This window comes from Streptomyces sp. NPDC002853, assembly GCF_053591915.1.
This window is the reverse complement of record NZ_JBSFUS010000002.1, coordinates 165,288-182,799: the sequence shown is the minus strand read 5'-3', so window position 1 is coordinate 182,799 and position 17,512 is coordinate 165,288. Positions and strand designations below refer to the sequence as shown.

17 protein-coding genes and 2 pseudogenes are annotated in these 17,512 nt (G+C 67.3%); 7 read left to right on the top strand and 12 right to left on the bottom strand.

The features are described from left to right. Window positions 1-57 precede the first annotated feature (57 nt). Both ACWD02_RS05255 and ACWD02_RS05250 read right to left on the bottom strand, forming a co-directional pair. A complete protein-coding gene (locus tag ACWD02_RS05255) occupies window positions 58-258 on the bottom strand; it encodes a hypothetical protein (RefSeq protein ID WP_451204675.1) in 201 nt (66 codons plus the stop codon). A gap of 49 nt (window positions 259-307) precedes the next feature. Next, a pseudogene (locus ACWD02_RS05250) lies at window positions 308-626 on the bottom strand (transposase); the annotation flags it as partial. Here ACWD02_RS05250 and ACWD02_RS05245 point away from each other — a divergent pair. Beyond that, window positions 602-865, top strand: a pseudogene (locus ACWD02_RS05245) (transposase); the annotation flags it as partial. The pseudogenes ACWD02_RS05250 and ACWD02_RS05245 sit on opposite strands and share 25 nt — an antisense overlap. A 94-nt stretch (window positions 866-959) precedes the next feature. Here the strand turns inward: ACWD02_RS05245 and ACWD02_RS05240 are convergent. Both ACWD02_RS05240 and ACWD02_RS05235 read right to left on the bottom strand, forming a co-directional pair. Continuing rightward, a complete protein-coding gene (locus ACWD02_RS05240; RefSeq protein ID WP_451204673.1) occupies window positions 960-1,589 on the bottom strand; it encodes a class I SAM-dependent methyltransferase in 630 nt (209 codons plus the stop codon). Window positions 1,590-2,438: 849 nt separating this feature from the next. Beyond that, complete coding sequence (locus ACWD02_RS05235) at window positions 2,439-2,708, bottom strand: hypothetical protein (RefSeq protein WP_451204671.1); 270 nt, start codon at window positions 2,706-2,708, stop codon at window positions 2,439-2,441. Window positions 2,709-3,309: 601 nt separating this feature from the next. Here ACWD02_RS05235 and ACWD02_RS05230 point away from each other — a divergent pair. After that, window positions 3,310-3,972, top strand: a complete 663-nt coding sequence (locus tag ACWD02_RS05230; RefSeq protein WP_451204669.1) for a restriction endonuclease — start codon at window positions 3,310-3,312, stop codon at window positions 3,970-3,972. A 17-nt stretch (window positions 3,973-3,989) separates the two neighbouring features. Then, entirely contained in the window at window positions 3,990-4,271 is a 282-nt protein-coding gene (locus tag ACWD02_RS05225; RefSeq protein ID WP_451204667.1) for a hypothetical protein, read from the top strand. A 296-nt stretch (window positions 4,272-4,567) separates the two neighbouring features. On the opposite strand, the gene ACWD02_RS05220 is transcribed toward ACWD02_RS05225, so the two are convergent. The 3 genes from ACWD02_RS05220 to ACWD02_RS05210 form a co-directional block, all read right to left on the bottom strand. Then, complete coding sequence (locus ACWD02_RS05220) at window positions 4,568-4,753, bottom strand: hypothetical protein (protein WP_451204665.1); 186 nt, start codon at window positions 4,751-4,753, stop codon at window positions 4,568-4,570. 1,211 nt (window positions 4,754-5,964) lie between these two features. Next, window positions 5,965-6,288, bottom strand: a complete 324-nt coding sequence (locus ACWD02_RS05215; protein ID WP_451204663.1) for a hypothetical protein — start codon at window positions 6,286-6,288, stop codon at window positions 5,965-5,967. Window positions 6,289-6,401: 113 nt separating this feature from the next. Beyond that, window positions 6,402-6,983, bottom strand: coding sequence for a hypothetical protein (locus tag ACWD02_RS05210; protein ID WP_451205890.1), 582 nt, complete (start codon window positions 6,981-6,983; stop codon window positions 6,402-6,404). Here ACWD02_RS05210 and ACWD02_RS05205 point away from each other — a divergent pair. Both ACWD02_RS05205 and ACWD02_RS05200 read left to right on the top strand, forming a co-directional pair. Continuing rightward, window positions 6,880-7,680, top strand: coding sequence for an N-acetyltransferase family protein (locus tag ACWD02_RS05205; protein ID WP_451204661.1), 801 nt, complete (start codon window positions 6,880-6,882; stop codon window positions 7,678-7,680). The two genes, ACWD02_RS05210 and ACWD02_RS05205, sit on opposite strands and share 104 nt — an antisense overlap. Before the next feature lie 1,189 nt (window positions 7,681-8,869). Then, the gene (locus tag ACWD02_RS05200) at window positions 8,870-10,384 is read left to right on the top strand and encodes a glutamate synthase-related protein (RefSeq protein ID WP_451205850.1); all 1,515 of its coding nucleotides are present in this window, start codon (window positions 8,870-8,872) and stop codon (window positions 10,382-10,384) included. 194 nt (window positions 10,385-10,578) lie between these two features. Here the strand turns inward: ACWD02_RS05200 and ACWD02_RS05195 are convergent, their stop codons facing one another. Further along, window positions 10,579-12,264, bottom strand: coding sequence for an acetolactate synthase large subunit (locus ACWD02_RS05195; protein ID WP_451204659.1), 1,686 nt, complete (start codon window positions 12,262-12,264; stop codon window positions 10,579-10,581). 606 nt (window positions 12,265-12,870) lie between these two features. Between ACWD02_RS05195 and ACWD02_RS05190 the strand changes: the two genes are divergently transcribed. Next, window positions 12,871-13,005: a hypothetical protein gene (locus ACWD02_RS05190; RefSeq protein WP_451204657.1), complete on the top strand. Its 135-nt coding sequence runs from the start codon at window positions 12,871-12,873 to the stop codon at window positions 13,003-13,005. A gap of 438 nt (window positions 13,006-13,443) precedes the next feature. Here ACWD02_RS05190 and ACWD02_RS05185 read toward each other — a convergent pair whose 3' ends face one another. Further along, window positions 13,444-14,376, bottom strand: coding sequence for a hypothetical protein (locus ACWD02_RS05185; RefSeq protein WP_451204655.1), 933 nt, complete (start codon window positions 14,374-14,376; stop codon window positions 13,444-13,446). Between the two features lie 349 nt (window positions 14,377-14,725). On the opposite strand from ACWD02_RS05185, the gene ACWD02_RS05180 reads away from it, so the two are divergent. Further along, window positions 14,726-15,565, top strand: coding sequence for an IS5 family transposase (locus tag ACWD02_RS05180; protein WP_451205847.1), 840 nt, complete (start codon window positions 14,726-14,728; stop codon window positions 15,563-15,565). A gap of 182 nt (window positions 15,566-15,747) precedes the next feature. On the opposite strand, the gene ACWD02_RS05175 is transcribed toward ACWD02_RS05180, so the two are convergent. From ACWD02_RS05175 to queE, 3 genes are read right to left on the bottom strand one after another with little or no spacing between them, the layout of a single operon-like run. Next, window positions 15,748-16,515, bottom strand: a complete 768-nt coding sequence (locus ACWD02_RS05175) for a GTP cyclohydrolase, FolE2/MptA family (RefSeq protein ID WP_451204653.1) — start codon at window positions 16,513-16,515, stop codon at window positions 15,748-15,750. 2 nt (window positions 16,516-16,517) lie between these two features. After that, on the bottom strand, window positions 16,518-16,874 hold the full coding sequence (gene queD, locus ACWD02_RS05170; protein WP_451204651.1) for a 6-carboxytetrahydropterin synthase QueD: 357 nt from the start codon (window positions 16,872-16,874) through the stop codon (window positions 16,518-16,520). Next, window positions 16,875-17,510, bottom strand: a complete 636-nt coding sequence (gene queE / locus ACWD02_RS05165) for a 7-carboxy-7-deazaguanine synthase (protein WP_451204649.1) — start codon at window positions 17,508-17,510, stop codon at window positions 16,875-16,877. Window positions 17,511-17,512 lie beyond the last annotated feature (2 nt).

Below are 17,512 nucleotides of genomic sequence, written 5' to 3'. Positions count from 1 at the left end.
TCGCCTGAATCCTTGTATGGAGGAGCTCGCTTCGTACGGAGCCGCCGCCGCAGCGCTTCACCGTGTCAGCCGCGTGCGCACGTCCTCGTAGATGGCCGCGGTCCCGGTGCGCTGGAAGAAGTCGTCGGCCAGCGCAAGGGCCGTAGCCCATGCCCAGCTCGTGCAGCCATGCCCGAGGCACAGGTCGGGAAAGTAGGCGTTGCTCGCTCCGGCGTACAGGGCATTGGGTAGGAATTTCTGGGCTTTGAGGCCTTCCACCAGCTTCGTGCCACTGCCGTCCCGCTGTCCTAGGGAGTGTCGTCAAATGTCACGCCCACATCAGCAGAGAGGCGAGGGTTACGGCTGCCTGGTAGGACTCGGCGGTCTTGTCGTAGCGGGTCGCGATGCCGCGCCACTGCTTCAAGCGGTTGAAGCATCGTTCCACGATGTTGCGCTGCTTATAGGTCTCGCGGTCGACGACGGGCGGGCGCCCGCCGAGGCTGCCGCGCCGGGCCCGGTTGCGGACCTGGTCGGCTCGTTCGGGGATGGTGTGCGCGATGCCCCGGCGCCGCAGCCAGGCCCGGATCGCCTTCGAGCTGGACCACGCCGGCGCCCAGACGCGCTGCTGGCCGACCGCGGTTACGACCACGACATGTACCGCCGTCTGCTCTGGCAGCGCGGGATCCGCCCGGTGGTCGCGAAACGAGGTGAGCAGCACGGCACGGGCCTGGGCATCTTCCGGTACGTCGTCGAGCGCACCATCGCCTGGCTGCACATCTTTCGCCGCCTGCGCATCCGCTGGGAACGCCGCGACGACATCCACGAAGCCTTCCTCGGCCTCGCGGTCTGCCTGATCACACACCGCCACGTCCAACGGCTTTGTTAGCGCCTCTGACAACCTGCTCTGCCGACGAGGCTGCCTGCTGCCCGCGCACCTTCAGCGATCATCGCTCGCCATCCCTGAGACCACGGAGCAGGTGCTAGGGGCGGCGAGCCAGCAAGTGGGTGTCGAGGAAGCCCCGTTCGGAGGCCGGGTCATGGACTAGCCGGGCAGCCGTGACGAGCCCGGCTCCGGCCAGCAGCTCGGCGAATCGGTCCACCGGCCAGCTGTAGGCGGGCGCCACCTTGTGGTCGAAGCCCACCGGCTCCGGTCCCTCGGTCCCGAAGAACGACACCAGGAGCAGACCTCCTGGTGCCAGGACCCGGACCTGCTCGGCAAGCAGCGCGGGCAATTCCCCAGGCGGGGTATGGATCATCGAATAGTGGGCCAGTACTCCGCCGAGGGCGCCGTTCTCGACCGGCAGGGCCTCCATGCGTGCCTCGTCGAACCGCAGCGTGGGATGGGCCCGCCGGGCGTGGTCGACCATGGCAGGGGAGAGGTCGAGCCCAAAGGCGTCCAGCCCCAAGCCGTGCAGCATGGCTGTCAGATGGCCGGGTCCGCACCCGACATCGGCGGCCCGCAGATTCCCCGTCTCGCGCACGAGCTCGGCGAAGGTGCCGATCATGTTCCGTGCGAACGGCTGCGTCTCCAGCTGGTTGGCGAACAGCGACGCATACAGCTCGACGACCCCGTCGTAGGCCGCCCTGGTCTCGTCCTGGTACATCATCACGGGGAAGGAAGCTAGCACCCGCGGACGTTCGCGGCTTCTCCGGCCCCGTTCCCCATCACTGCCGAGCCGCTGACTGGCCATCACATGATCACGGGGTGACCAAGGCCTCAGCGGTGAGTCGGTGAATCGGTGGGCTTAGCGGGCTCGCTTGAGTTCAGGCGGGGTGCAGCATGCGTTCGCTGTGGGTGACCTGACTCCATACGTAGATGGTTGCGGCGGCTCGCGGTTCGTCTCGCCGGGCTCTCGATGAAACGTGGCACCGTGCGATCGGCGGACGGCAGCTGCGGGCCGACTACCGCTCACCCTGGCTGGTGCAGAAGGCAGCGGCCATGCTGATGGAGTGGATGAGTGCTCGCCAGGTCCATCGGGCGGGCGTAGGCATGGCCGAATGCAACTTCATTCGCTCCTTGGCCGATCTGGATCTGTGCTGCTTGATCTCCGGAGCCAGGACAAGGGCGCGCGGAAGGAACACGGTGGGGGAGGGACACGCCCGCTTCGTCGCCCGCACGATGGGAGCCGCCCCGTGAGCTGCCCAGGTACCCTGTCCGGACTGCCGCTCGGCCCCTCATTGCCCTCTGGCGGGCGATCTTGACCGTATGCCAAGTGATCTTGACCGGTGGGGGCGGTGCGGTTGCCCTGGCGGTGTACGGCGATGGGCTCCGGCAGGGTGCCGCGGCCCATCGCCGGTGCTCTTTGGTCAGGGCTGGCGCTTGTAGCGCCGCTTGGCGGTGACGGCGTTCGGGTCGGTGAACTGCACGTCGAGGCCCTCTTCGTCGGCGCTGTAGATGACCGTGGTCTCGGAGTTGCCGCCCTTGCGCTGCAGGATGACATGGTTGAAGTCGCGGCGCGCTATCCCCTTGGCCCGGCGATCGTCGCCGTACCCGAAGTCCGAGACGAACTCCTGGCCGAGGTGAACCGCAGGACGAACTCCTTGGCGGCGACGGCGCTCCGCAGCGTGTAGACGTCGCCCTCCTGCACGATCTTCACCGTCTGCGGATCCGCCGCGAGCACTGCCCGCGTTGACGCGTTGACCTCGATCGACTCCAGGTACTTCTCGTACCCCTCACTGCTGACCAGCTCGTACGTGCCGGAGACACTGGTGAAAGCCCCGCCTGTCATACGGTCCCCTCCGCTGTGTCCATCAGAGCGCGGCGCCCAGGCTGAACGCCGCCCGCCATGCTCCACTACGACCCCCAGCGCCCGGGCGGAAACCGTCGAACGTCGACCAACGCGCGGCCACGGTGAAACGCACCGCCTCTCGCCGCGGCGGTCAAGCTCACTTGGCAATCAGTGAAGATCGTCCGCCAGAGGACACACATCCAGTGCCGGATGTGGATCGGCAAGACGAGCGCGGCGGCGGGAAGGTGCGCCGGTACTTCCGGTGGGCGCCGGGCGCGCGGCGGGACCTGTCGATTCTGGTCCTGTTGGGGATCGTGATCGCGGGTTACGGCGGGACGAGCGGTGCGTCCGGCAGCGGGGGTTCGGGGCCAGACCCGCGGCACGGCTACGTACCCGGTGCGCTTCGAGGGCCAGGAGGATCCGAAACCCGCACCGAGGCCAACGGTTTCCTACCCGATCCGGTGCGAGGACCAATGAGCTTGGCCGCAGCGCCCGGTGGGGGAGTCGGGCCCTCTTGCCGGGGCCGGACAGGCCTTCCACACTGCGGACCAGGGGCACGGGGAGTGGGGGAGTGATGGCGGCACGACGACGGCGTCGGCGGATGAGGAAGCGTTCGCGCCGGCACGTGCAGGGCTGGGGTGCGGTGGCGGCGGTCGTCGCTGCGGTGGGGGTGGCGGGCAACTGGGCGAGCGTGTGGCCCGTCCTGGTGTGGGGGCTCGCCATCACGGTGGCGGGCGGGGCCGGGTGGGGCCTGTGGCGGGCGCACCGGCTCGCGGTCGGGCGCGACCGGCTGTGGCGGGCACAGGAGGAGGCGAAGGCGCGGGAGCTGTCGATGACGGAGGTCGACGCGCTGTCCTGGCAGGAGTTCGAGCGCTACGTCGCCGATCTGTGCCGGCGGGACGGCTGCACGCAGGTCGTCGTCAGCGGCAAGAGCGGCGACCTGGGCGCCGACGTCATCGGCTATCTCCCGGACGGCCGCAAACTTGTTGCCCAGTGCAAGAAATACGCGCCGCAGCGCAGTGTGTCCTCGCCGGACATGCAGAAGTTCGTCGGCACCGCCCGCCTCGAGCACCGGGCGGATGTCGCCCTGTTCGTCACCACCGGCCGCTCGTTCACCAAGGACGCCCTCGGCCAGGCGCTGCGCCAGGACATCGTGGCCCTCCATCGCGACCTGCTGGGAGCCTGGGTCAGGGGCGCTCGCCTGCAGACCCTGATTCCGTTGAACGGAAGCGGCGGCGGCGCCAGGGGGCGCCCGCCTTCATGACAAGAAAGCGGTGTGCCATGGACGGCGGCGAAGAAAGCCCGCAGCGCGTCATGATCACGGTGGAGTTCGAGTGCGAGGTGCTGGACCCCCACGCACTGATCGAGTACGCCAGGCGCTACTACCGCGCATCCCCGCTCGATCCCGGAGGGAAAGAGGTGGAGAACGTCCCGGCTGCTCTCCTCATGGCTGCTGATTTCAGAAGTATGCGTGCGCTGCCCGGACACGGGGATACGAGTGTGCCCGGGGTGGAGATACGGGACAGCGCAGTGACGTTCGATCCCGATGCTCGGTGGAGGTGAGCCCCTGCAGCCCAGGCGTTGCCGAGGGCGGCTCCCGTAAGAGATAGCCGTTCTGGTCCGGCGCGGGGTAGCCGGACAGCGGTCCCAGGCCTCGTGCCCCCTCTGGGCATCCGTTCCTCCAGGAGCCGCCGGGTGAGGCTGAGAAGACGCGTGTAGCGGTGGTCCTGCTCAAGCGTCCGGATGTGTTCGCGATCAACCCAGGCCATGGGGTTGCTCCTTGCGACGCTGCCAGAGTCCCTCGGCCTTCCGGCTGATCGCGACGTCCCCTCCCATCTGAGAGGGGACGTTGCCTTGATCTACTTCTCGGCTGCTCGGGTCGTCACGCCTGCCAGCGCCGTGGCGGCGGCGATCCACTCAGGGGTCACTCCGGCGCATGCGAGCACGATCACTGCGATGGTCACGGTGATCACGATTACGTGCCACTCATTCGCGCCGTGTGTCCAGCCGTCGTCGGGGGCATTCACACACTGAGGTACGGTCACGTACTTCTCCTTCTGGGTTCGCCTGGTCGGTATGGCCCTCTGGTGCAGACTGGTTGGGAAGCCGTTGTCCTGCACCGGAGGGCTTCGGCGTGTTGCCGTGTGATTTCCCTTCCCCCTGGTACGGCCGGATAGCGCGGCATCTCTACAGTGCACGGTGCATGAGGGGGCGCATGGAGCCACGGCATCCATCATTCGGACTGCTCCGTGCGCGTATCCGTCAAGTGATTGCGTGCCGAAGCCCCCGCATCGCGGGTGCAGGGGCCTTCTAGTGTCAGCGGCGGCGACGTTGGATGTCGTAGATCCGCACCGTGCGTCGTTCTACGTTGACGGCGATGAGCACGGTGACGAGGGGCCGGATGAGCTGGCGGAGGATGTCGATCCATACGCCGACGGGGACCGTCGAGCGGCGGCCGCACGGTTGCGGGAGCGGTTGGTCAGCGATGCCGCGAGGACGGCGATGAGCACCCCGAGATGAGCGTGCTGGCCAACTCGATCAACTTGTCCATCCCTGCTGGCTGAGCGTGCACCGTCCCCGGTATCCGGCTCGTTGCGTACCTGACTCACAAGGCGCATGGTCCTGTTATCAGGCCCCGCTGTGCGCCGAGGGACACGCAGCGGGGGACTGGGCAGGGTCAGTCGTCACCGCCATCGCCACGGCCGTGCAGGAAGGTGAGGATGGCGATGATCAAGCCTGCGATGGCGCAGTACACCTCGACGAACTCGTTGAGGGGCATGGAACCTCGTAAGGTGCAACCCGACTATCGCCAGGCGGCAGGCAGGCGCGATCGGCCCGCAACCAGCACCCGCTGCCTCTGGGGACATGGTCGCAAGGGTCGATGGAGCCGCCAAGCCGCCACACCGGTGCCCCTGTTTGGACTTCCTGGCACCACGAGGCGCGAGGCCCTGCCCTTGCGCTGCTGCGCCGGGACAGGGCCTCACCCGCGTATCCGTGGGGGACGGAGTCCATCTACGCGGTGACGTTTCCAACGCTGCGGCCCGCGCATCGTCACGGGCACTCGAGGGGGCAGCCGACCTGGTGCATGAGCTCTCGTAGAGGAGCGTGCCAGAGGTGGGAACACGACCACCGGAAGAGGCGACACCACGGAGCCACCCCGCCCTGCTCACCGCGTCGCCGTGGATGCTGCTGCGCCCCGGCCCATGGGATGAGCGGGGCGGGGCACAGGCAACGGACCTCTGGGGCCAGGTTGTTCCTACAGGGGGTCGAGCGGCTCGGCGGCGTAGGTGCCGTCGCCGAGGGGTGCGTCGGTCAGCTCGAAGCGCTGCGGGAGACCGCTTACCCGGTGGGTGATGACGGTGCCGGGCGGCCGGGTGGTCTCGTACCGGTCTGGAGTGCCGTCCACTCCGGTAGTGCGCAGCAGGGTGTAACGGCGCAGCTGGCGTGGCGCCTGCGACGGGGCGCCGAGTTCAGGAGTACGGCGGGTGCGTAGTCGTTGCCAGGTGACCCCGGTGCCGGTCAGCACCGCCCTGCCGACCAGCGCGGTGACCAAATCGGGCAGGTCGATGAGCGACGGCATGGAACGGGCCTCTCACTCCGAGGGGCGGACGGAGCGCAGGGCGCCGCAGGCGGGGAACACAGGACCTCCAAAGAGCCGGGACGGCCCGCCGGTTGCACGGGCCGCGCCGACTATCAAGGAGCGAGGAGGTAGACGCGCAATCTCGTGCAGCTCACGCTCACCGGCCGTCCCGGTCGAGGATGTCCATCACGGCTTCTCCCAGGGCCGGTGGAGGTCCGGGCGGCGAGGGGCCGGGGGAGCCGCAGTTGGGTGTGAGCGACGACCAGGAGCCAGGTCCAGCGGCCCGCTGCCTCGGGAGTACGGAGTTTCGGGAGGCGTCCGGCGAGGGCGGCGCCGGCGGACTGTCTGGCGCCGATCGCGAGGATGAGCCATGCGTACGCCTCTGCGGTGCGGCCCGCGGGAGTGAGGGCGCTGGTGGTGACGTAGGCGCAGGCGACCACGATGCTCAGAAACGCACCGGGCACTGTGACCGCGGCGATGGCCGCATACGGGCCCGGAAGGGCCAAGAGCGGGAGCCACCCGGTCAGAAAGGCGCCTGTGGCGATGATCAGTCGCCTGGTGGTGGTGTCATTCCAGGTGCGGCTGCCGTAGATGAGGCCGCCGAGGAAGCTGCCGGTGGAGAACGCGGCAGGGATGATGCCCGAGAGCATGTTCTGGTCGTGGTGCTCCGCCATGGCGATGGACCACACGTTCATGGCTTTCCCTGGCAAGTCCTTCTGTTCAGATCTTCTGAGAACGTGTCCTTCACCCAAGGTCGCTATGAACGTGAGTTGGGGCTCTGGGCGAGTTCCTGGGGCGCGCACGTTGGGTAGTCGCTGCGTCCGAGCATTCGTAATTCCCGGGCAGTTCTGGTGGCAAGTCTCGTACGGTGCGGTGATGTTGACTGTACGAGCTATGACGGAATCCGATGTTCCGGCTGTCGCGGCGATACGGGTGACCGGCTGGAAGTCCGCGTACGCCGGAATCGTGCCCCGGTCCTTCCTTGATGACATGACGGTCGAGGCGGATATTCAGCAGCTCCGACAGCACTTCAAGGGGGCAAAGGAGGGCGCAACTAACCTGGTAGCGGTCGATCCCCGTGGACGAGTCGTGGGCTGGGCGTGCCTCGGGCCCCTTGGTGGCGGTGGAACGAGTGCGACTAGGGGTGAGCTTTACGCTCTGTACGTTCAACCCTCACTCACTGGGTCCGGAATCGGTCGCATCTTGCTTGACGCCGTGCACGCTCACGCTCGCGCCGACGGCTTTGACCTGGTGCTGTTGTGGGTCCTCACGGACAACTCCGGGGCCCGGCGGTTCTACGAACGAGCTGGCTATGTCGCTGATGGCGCTGTCCAGGTTGATGACTACGACGGGGTGTCCGTCCCTGAAGTGCGGTACCAGACGGCGCTGTAGGAGCAAGAAGCTGACAGGACGAGCGCCGGGAGGCCAGGCGAGGAGAACCCGTTTACGCAGGAGATGAAAGCCGGCGCGACGCAGGGTGTTCCGGCTGACATACACAGCCATCCAAAGGCTCCCCGACGCGCGCCCCCTGATGCCAGAGGCGTCTTGCAGCACCAGCAGTGCCAGGCTCGCGGCGGGAAGCTAGGGTCCGGGCATGCCAAGTCGCTTGACTCCATCCCTTGCTGCGGTATCGATCGCAGTCATGGCGTTTGCCGGATGCGGCACTTCGACGCAAGGAGGCTCTCCCGACCCCTATACCAGTGTGATCCCGGCACCCACGGGGGACGGTCGCGGTGCGGGTGCCAGCTCGTCCCTGGGCTCAGCCTTCAACGTCGGTGGACAGGAAGGTGTGGCGAGGGGCGCGCGCTGCAAAGAGGAAGCGGGGTGGGGGCGGGATCGCGAGGATGAGCAGTTCCGGTGCCACAAGGGCCACTGGGTGCACATCATCTGGGAGCCGCCCCACGTCGGGAGTACGTGCCCTGAAGGCGGCGGCAGGTACTTCTTCCAGCGGAACGTGCCGACGCATGAATGCCGCGATGGCCACTGGGAGAAGGTGACCGGATCACCGACACCTACGGATCGGTGATCATCCTGAAGACCGCTGGTGAGGGCGACCACTCGCCTGACCAAGCTCGGCCGGCCCTTCACTCGCTGGTCCATCCGCGAACTCGCCGCCTACGTGCGGCGCGTTTACGGCCGTGTCATCTGCGTCGGCCGCGGGGCGTTACGGTGCCTGCTCGCCGTCGCGGCGTCACCTTCCAACGGACAAGACAGGGACAAAGTCGCCTGATCCGGAGCAAGACGCCTAGCTGGACCGCGTCGGGGAGGTGCTGGAGTGTTTCCCGGATCGTGCATGTGCCTTCGAGGAGTTCGGGCCGTGCGATATCAGGCCCGCCGCGGGGTGATGCTGGGCCGGGCAAGGCGCGCGGCGGTGTGGCTTTGGTGAGTAGGTCGTGGCGTACAGGGCCGGTGACCACGGCTCCGGGTGGGCGGCCGCCGGCCCCGAACGGCTGTGGGCTGCTGTGGTGCTGCTGGCTTGTGGTGGTGGGTGGTGAGCGGTGGCTGTCTTGTCGTGGTTTTTGGGTGGGGTGGGGTAGCTGGTTGTGGTGGGGTTTGGCCGGTTGTGGAGAGGAGCGTTTTTATGCGTGTTCGGAATATAGGTGCGTCAGCGGCCGCGGTGTTGGGGCTGGTGGCCGTCCGTGATCTGGTGCAGAAGAAGCACGCGCTGCTGAGGAACTTTCCGGTGGTGGGGCATGCCAGGTATGTGCTGGAGAGGATCGGCCCGGAGCTGCGGCAGTATGTCGTGACGTCCAATGACGAGGAGCGGCCCTTCAGCCGGGATCAGCGCCGCTGGATTTATGCGTCGGCGAAGGGGGAGAACAACTACTTCGGGTTCGGTACCGACAATGATGTCGAGCATGTGCAGGGTCACGCGTATGTGAAGCAGCGCACGTTCGCCGGTCGGCTGCCCGATGGGCGCGACGCGCAGGCGCCGTTGCCCTCGGCCAAGGTGCTGGGCGGACCACGAGGCCGCGCGAAGGCGTTCCGTCCGGCCAGTGTCGTCAACATCTCGGCGATGAGTTTTGGCTCGTTGTCCGGCGCGGCCCTCACGGCGCTGAACAAGGGTGCGGGGCTGGCGGGGACGCTGCACAACACCGGTGAGGGCGGTCTGTCGCCTTACCACCTCAACGGTGGGGAGCTGGTCCTGCAGATCGGTACGTCGTATTTCGGCTGCCGCGACGAGGACGGGAGGTTCAACCTCGACAAGCTGAAGTCCGTGGTCGCGAGCGGGCCCGTCAGGGCGATCGAGATCAAGCTCTCGCAGGGTGCGAAGCCGGGGCTCGGCGGGATGCTGCCGGGTGCGAAGGTGAGCGACGAGATCGCCGCGATCCGCGGCATCCCCGCGGGCAAGGACTGCGCGTCGCCGTCGCGGCACACCGCGTTTACCGACGTGGACTCGATGCTCGACTTTGTGGAACTGCTCGCCACCCAGACGGGTTTGCCCGTCGGGATCAAGAGCGCCGTCGGGGAGATGAGTTTTTGGGAGGAGCTGGCCACCTTGATGGAGCGGGGTGATCGGGGGGTCGATTTCGTGACCGTCGACGGGGGCGAGGGCGGCACCGGGGCTGCTCCCCTGATCTTCGCCGACTCGGTGTCGCTGCCGTTTCGCATGGGCTTTGCCCGCGTCTACAGCGTGTTCGCCGAGCGCGGGCTGACCGATGACGTCACCTTCATCGGGTCCGGCAAGCTGGGCCTGCCCGAGAATGCTGTCGTCGCGTTCGCCCTCGGCGTCGACATGGTCAACGTGGGCCGTGAGGCGATGTTGTCGATCGGCTGTATCCAGGCGCAGAAGTGCCATACCGATGCATGCCCCACCGGTGTCGCCACCCAGGACCCGTGGCTGACGCGCGGCATCGACGCACCCTCCAAGGCCATCCGGGCCGCGGGCTACCTGCGCACCCTGCGCAGGGAGTTGCTGAGGGTCTCGGGCGCCGTCGGTGTCGCCCATCCCTCGCTCATCACCCCCACCGACATCGACATCCTCAACGGCGACTACGACGCCCGCACCCTGGCGAGCGTTTACGGCTACAAGGACGGCTGGGGCTCGCTCGGCCCCAAGCTCGCCGATGAGATCACCGAGCTGCTCACTGCCTGAGCACGTCCTTGCCCCCTCCTCAGGTATGCGGAGAGACGACTGCGGCCTGATCAGCACGCGACGTCACGAGTTTGCGCAGTCCTGTCCGGGGCGGCCCCCGGGGCGGACCTCGGGACGGGACGCTGCGCGCGAGGCGTGACAGCGGCCCGGGCAGCACGGCCCGTACGGGAGTCGGGCCGCGCCGCGCGGGCGGGTCACAGCGCCGAGTCGAGGTGCCCGAGGTGCTCGATGAGGTTCATGTTCTCGGCGTAATCCACCGGGCAGTTGATGATCGACACGCCCGGGTCCGCCAGTGCCTCACGCAGCGTCGGCAGCAGGTCCCCGGCGGAGGCGATGTGGTAGCCCTTCGCGCCGAAGCTGCGGGCGTACTGGACGATGTCCGGGTTGCCGAAGTCGGTGTTGGAGTTCTCTCCGACCTCCAGGTCCATCTTCCACTTGATGAGCCCATAACCGTTGTCCTGCCAGATCAGCACGGTCAGCGGGATGTTCTCGCGGACCGCCGTCTCGATCTCCTGGGAGTGCATGAGGAACGAGCCGTCGCCGACCGCCGCCAGCACCTTCGTCTGCGGCCTGGCGAGCTGGACCGCGAGCGCGCCGGGCAGCGCAAAGCCCATGGTGGACAAGCCGTTGGAGATGAGGCAGGTGTTCGGCGCGTACGTCGGGTAGAGCCGGGCCATCCACATCTTCAGCGCGCCGGTGTCGACCAGCACGATGTCGTCGCGACCCAGCGCGGCGCGGGTGTCGGCGACGACGCGCTGCGGGGCCAGCGGGTAGCGCTCGTCCGCGGCGCCCTGCTCGAGTTCCCCTGCCAGCAGCGCGCGGGTGGCCGTGGTGTCCTTGTCGTCGATGCTCCAGCGCAGGCCGTCGAGTTCGGTGGCAAGGGCGTCGAGGGAGGCGGAGATGTCGCCGATGATGCCGACATCGACCGAGTAGCTGTCGTCGACCTCCGCCGGGAAGCGGTGGATGTGGACGATCTTCTTGTCACCGTCCGGGTTGATCCGGGACGGGTCGAACTCCTGTAGCTCGTAGCCGACGGCGATGACGACGTCGGCCTCCTCGAACCCGAAGTTGGTGTAGTCGCGCCGCATGAAGCCGAACGTGCCGGTCGCGCACGGGTGGTCGTCGGGCAGGACACCCTTGCCGTGGAAGGTGGTCGCCGTCGACACGTCCAGTGCGGTGGCGAACGCCGTCAGCGACTTTTGGGCGCCGCCGCGCGCCGCGCCGTGTCCGGCGAGGATCACCGGCCGGCGGGCCTGGCGCAGCAGCTCCACCGCCCGCTTGATCTGCTGCGGGGACGGCGCCTCGGGCTGCACGACGTCCCTGCGCAGCGGGCGCAGGTCCCAGCCGTCCGTCGCCTCGTCGACGTCCTCGGGCACGGCCAGGTAGACGGCGCCGGGTCGCTCGGACTCCGCGGTCTTGAACGCGCGCCGCACCATCTCCGGGATGGCCTGGGTGGCCGGCACGCCTGCCGACCACTTCGTGACTGGCGCGAACATGCTCACCAGGTCCACGAACTGGTGGGACTCCTTGTAGTTGCGCTCCTTGCCGACCTGCGCGGTGATCGCGACGACGGGCGTGCTGTTCGTCATCGCGTCGGCGACGCCCAGCATCAGGTTGATCGCGCCGGGCCCCAGCGTCGCGGACATCACACCTGCCGAGCCGGTGAGCCGGCCGTGCATCTCCGCCATGAAGGATGCGGCCTGCTCGTGCCGGGTGAGGACGTAGCGGATCTTCTCCGAGCGGGCGAGGGCGTTGGTGAAACGGATGTTCTCCTCGCCGGGCACGCCGAACACCACCTCGACGCCCTCGTTCTCCAGGCAGCGCACCAGAAGTTCGGCTGCTCCGTCGGGGGTCTGCTTGCGGTGCTCGGCGTCGCTCACGCTGATCGTGTCCTCTCCCGGGTTTCGGCCGCGCCGACGGGCGGGCCGCTCAGCCGTCTACCCCGGCCGGCCGCCCGGACGCCCTCGGACCGGGTCTTACGAGCCAGACCCCTGGGAGGGGGCCACCGTTCAGGTGCCGTTACTCCCGCTGCCGAGGCGCGTGTAGGAGATCAACAGGGGGTTCAAAGAGGGGCTCTGAGGGTCGGCGTCACGACCGGGCGCCGAAGCCCAGGTCTGGAGTGGCGCCTGATTTGCTGCCTTCGGCCGTCAGTTCAGGTGGTCGTGGGCGGCGCGAGGGTGGCGGGCTTGATGGCGTGTGGACCAAAGCGTGCGCGGGCCTGGTCGCTGACGGCTTCGAGCCGGCGGACCCGGTCGTCGCCGGTGTCCAGGCTCAGCTGATGGTGGGCGGTGGCGGTGGGGGGCGAGATCGGCGCGCAGGCCCCAACGCCCCTCCCCGGGCCCGCTGCAGGCCCAGGCCCTCGTGGAGGTCGCAGGCGGTGCGGGTGAGCGTGAGGGAGTGGCCGCAGGGCTCGCTCAGGGTGCGGGTCCGTGTGCTGGTGCTGCGGTCGCGTAGCGCACGGTGAGAGTCAGGGTGCGGCAGACGTCGTGGCCCCTGCGCGGCCGCAGGCCGCACGCGAGCACCTGCCCCACGCCCCGAACACCGGCGGCCAGCCCTCCAACTTGTTCACCGCAGTCCTTGAAACCCTGGCCGAGGGCGGCATGGACGTCACCTTGGCATGATCCGCTGTCCCATCCCTCTGACGCTTTTTCTGCGCAAGCGCTCCCGTTGGCGAACCGTGCCAACGACAGCGCTCAGCTACACCTGAAATGTCTTGTCCCAAGGTCGGTTGTCGACCAACATCACCTCACGACGGCCAGAAAGGGCCATGCCCTCTAGGCACCCCGCTCCGCTCTCCACCGCTCGCGCACCGCGTCGCCGCACCGCAGTGCCCGTTGGCCGTGACCGACCGCCCACAGCAGAGCCCACCGTGCAAAAGACCGTCCTCGTTCCCTACGCCCATCTGCCCCATGCGCACCACGACCGCCACGTCCTGACCAGTACAGTCGACGTTTTCGGCATGTCGGTGGACGCGACCGGATGCCGGTGAGGGCATCGCCCGCAGGGGCTCTTCCGGCGTTGGTTCGACTCGCCCGCCGCCCCTCATGCGCAGTCATGCGTCAGCCCGCCCGCTCGTAGGTGAGGACGGTCTTGGGGTGGTTGCCGATCGTGCGGAGGCGCAGCGGGCCGTCCGAGGACTTCACGTCGAAGGAGTACTCGAGCTCTTTTGGCGGGCAGTTGACGGTCCTGGTGCCCTGTTCGAGCTTGAAGTTGCTCAGGGACAGGTCGTGCTGGTCGATGCCGGAGACGACGGCGTTGCCCTTGCATCGCGGGCCGGTGCGGGACTCGATGACCACGCGTGCGCGTCTGCCCGGCTTGACCTGGTGGAGGGTCAGCTGCTGGCTGCCGTCCGTGGCTTGCCACCGGCCCACGAACCAGGGGTGGATGGGCTTGTACTTCGTGGCCACCTGGGCGAATCCGGAGCCTTTGCGCCAGGTCAGCGTGGTGGTTTCCAGCATGCCGGGATCGACGAAGTCCACTCGGGCGCCACCGTCGCGGATGCGGGCCTTCGGCCAGGCGATGGTGTTTTTGGTCGGGTCGGTGGTCCAGGAGGAGAGGTCCCCGGTGGCGACGGCCGCGATCACCTCTTGCGGTTCTTCGCCGTCCCTGCAGTACGCGCCGAAGCCGGCCGCGAGCCACACGGTGTCCCGATACGCCTTTGCCCTGATGCCGTGGCACGGTTTGGTGCCGGTCTCATAGACCGTCTTTGGGGCGGACCAGGCGTCGTCCAAGGCGTCGCGATGCTGTGCCTCCAGGCCGCGGCGAGTGAAGCGGAGCAACACCTGCCGGCCGTCGGACAGTTCGAGGACGGTGTGCTCGTCGTCGTCCTCGACGAGACGTGAATCAGGCTTGTCCTCGGGTTCGCGGTGGGACTTCGTGTGCTTCGCGCTGCTGCCGGACGGTCCCTTGTCCGATTGCTCGGCGCAGCCGCCGACGGCTGTGCCGAGCATCAGCGCCGCTACCGCCCACGCCGCTGTGCTCTTCGTTCTCATGCCGTGTCAGCTCCCCTGTACGCCGCGCCGCGATGCCCGGGCCGGTGGGTGGCACGAACTCGGCGATGCTAGTCGGTGGGCGGCCCGTCCCGCTCGGCCCCCGGCACGGTGCGGCCCCGGTGGTTGCGTCACTCGTCGAGGACGGCGGCGACCGCCCGGGCCCGGGCCGTCGCCTCCCGCGCCTCCAACTCCCCGATCACCGACCCCATCAAAGAGCGTTTCGTCCCGGGGAGGTTGTTTGGTGGCGCTTCAGGGGGTGAGTTGCCGAGGAACGGGTGAGACAGATGAGACGGGCGCGGTGTATGGGACGGGTGCCATCGGTCGAAGGCCCGACTTCTATCGGTGACTCCTGTCTGATCCCAACGCGCCTCCGCTTGGCGACCTGTCCGACGCGCGATGGGAACTGATCGGGCCCACACTTTCCACCTGGCGGGCCGAGCGAAGAGGCAAGGGTCTCGACATCGGCCGCCCGCCTGAGCATGACCTGCGCCGCATCATGGACGCCATCCTCTACGTCGACCGCACCGGCATTGCCTGGCGGTACCTGCCCCACGACTTCGCGCCGTGGGAGATGATCTACGGCTACTTCGCCGCCTGGCAAAAAGAAGGCGTCTTCGGCCAACTCAACGGTCTCCTACGGCGCCTGGACCGGGAGGCCGAGGGCCGCGACGCCGAGCCAACTGCATGCGTGCTGGACACACAGAGCGTGAAGACCTCCGCGAACGTGCCTGCGGCCGGTCAGGGCATCGATGCCGGCAAGAAGATCGCAGGTCGCAAGCGCCATATCGGGGTGGACACCCTCGGCCTACTCCTGGCTGTCTGGGTCACCGCAGCGAGCGTCTCCGACAACGTCGGCGGCATGCACCTGATGTCCCACATCGCCGCCACTCACCCTCGCGTGACCAAAGCATGGGCCGGCTACCGCACCAAAGCCATCGACCACGGCGCCCGCCTCGGCATCGACGTAGAAGTCATCCAACGCGCCCCGCGCATCCAAGGCTTCAAGGTGATCCCTCGACGCTGGGTCGTCGAGCGGACCTTCGGCTGGCTGATGTATCACCGTCGGCTGGCCCGCGACTACGAAACCCACCCCCCCAACCGTTCCGAAGCCATAATCCACGTCGCGATGATTGACCTCATAAGCCGCAGACTCACTCGCGAATCCACCCCAAACTGGCGCTACACCTGAACTTCGAACCAGACAACCTCGCCGGGACGAAACGCTCTTTTAAGGCACACGTCGACGAGAGGGGACGCTTCGAAGTGGTGTGCCCTTGAGGGTGGGTGTGCATGCAACTGGCCCGTCCTTGGTCGCGGTGTGCGAGGGGCGGGCCAGAGTGCTGAGGGAATCAATCTGGGGTGAGGCGAGGACTAGTTTGTGACGTAGGCGATGGCGTCGTGGCTGTGGATGCTTTCCAGGTTGCGGATGCGCACCGTGTGCTGCAGGCCCCGCTCGCGGCAGGCGATGCTGATGGTGCGGGCCATGTCCTCGACGAACACCGGGTTGTCGTATGCCTGCATGGTCAGGACACGTTCATCGGCGCGCTTCACCAGGGGCACCACCGGCGCCGATGCGGAGGACGACAGCAATCGGAGGGCGCTGTGAACCGGCAGTGGGTAGGGGCTGTCACCGTGGCCGCTCACAGCGAGCGTTACCTGGCTGCGCTGATTATGGGCGCCGTAGTCGGAGATCGCCTTCGAGCACGGGCAGAGGCTTGTGACCTCCGTGGTGACGGCCGTCGTCACAGTTATGCCGCCGTTGTCCCAGTGTCCTTCGATACGGATGTCGTGGACCTGCTTCGATTCACGCCCACTTGCAGGAGCAACCACGGTGGTGCTGATAGGCATCGCCATCGCTACGGTGATGGCGGGCGCGTCCAGAAGATCCGCACCTGTCTTCAGAACAGTCGGCAACTTCCGAGGGTCGAACCTCTGCAAGTGCCCGTGGACAAGGGCAACCATGCGGCTCATATGCGTGCCGCGTCGGTTGTGCTGGAGGCGCACCGTCACCTCGAAGTCCGCGATGCCCTCCTGGCGGAGGTCGCCATCCTCAAAGCTCACGGGGTAACGGACACCGTCGATACCGACCCTGTCGAGTTCGATCCCTCGGTCGTCGGTCTCGTTCTGGATGTCGTGCATGCTCACTCGCCCCGGTACGTGCAGCCCGACGTGCACGTCTCTCGAACCGTCAGAGCCGAGAGCCCCGGCAAGTTGGGCTGGAGGCGCTCCCAGATCCAGCGGGCCAAGACTTCGCTGGTCGGGTTCTCTAGGCCCTCAATGTCGTTCAGGTAGTAGTGGTCAAGCTGTGCCTCGATCGGCTTGAACGTCCGCTTGAGGTCGCCGAAGTCCATGACCCAGCCAGCCTCGGGGTCAACTGGCGCCTCGACGTGAACGATCACCTTGTAGGAGTGGCCGTGCAGCCGGGAGCACTTGTGGCCCTCGGGGACGTTCGGCAGACGGTGTGCCGCTTCGAACGTGAACTCGCGAAAGATTTCCATTTACTGAATTCCCAGATACTTGTGCGTCTGGAGAGAGAGGATCCAGCGCGGGTTCTTCATGCAGTAGTCGACCACTGCACGGGTGTTGGCCTCCAAGTCAGGGCCATCCATTGCTTGAAGGCGGAAGAAGCTGAAGTCCAACCCCTCAAACTGGGCAGGGTCTCCTCCCAGTTGGGGGTAGACCAGTTTCAACTCGTCGCCCTTGGTGACCACGAGTTCGGAGCCGATCTTGGGGCTTACGCACAGCCAGTCGATTCCCGACGGCGGTACGCGTGTGCCGTTCGTCTCGACAGCGACCTCAAAGCCTCTGGCATGAAGGGCCTCGATGGCTGCTTCATCAAGTTGAAGGAGCGGCTCGCCTCCCGTGCACACGACGAAGCGATACTCGGTCGACTCCGAAGGCCAAGCCTTTTCGACAGCTTCAGCGAGATCCTCGGGCGTGGCGAATCGACCGCCGCCTTCGCCGTCGGTGCCCACGAAGTCGGTGTCGCAGAACTGGCAGATGGCGCGGTGGCGGTCCTTCTCCAGCCCTGTCCACAAGTTACAGCGTGAGAAACGGCAGAAGACTGCCGGGCGGCCTGCATGGCTGCCCTCGCCTTGGAGGGTGTAGAAGATTTCCTTGACCAGATAGGTCATTT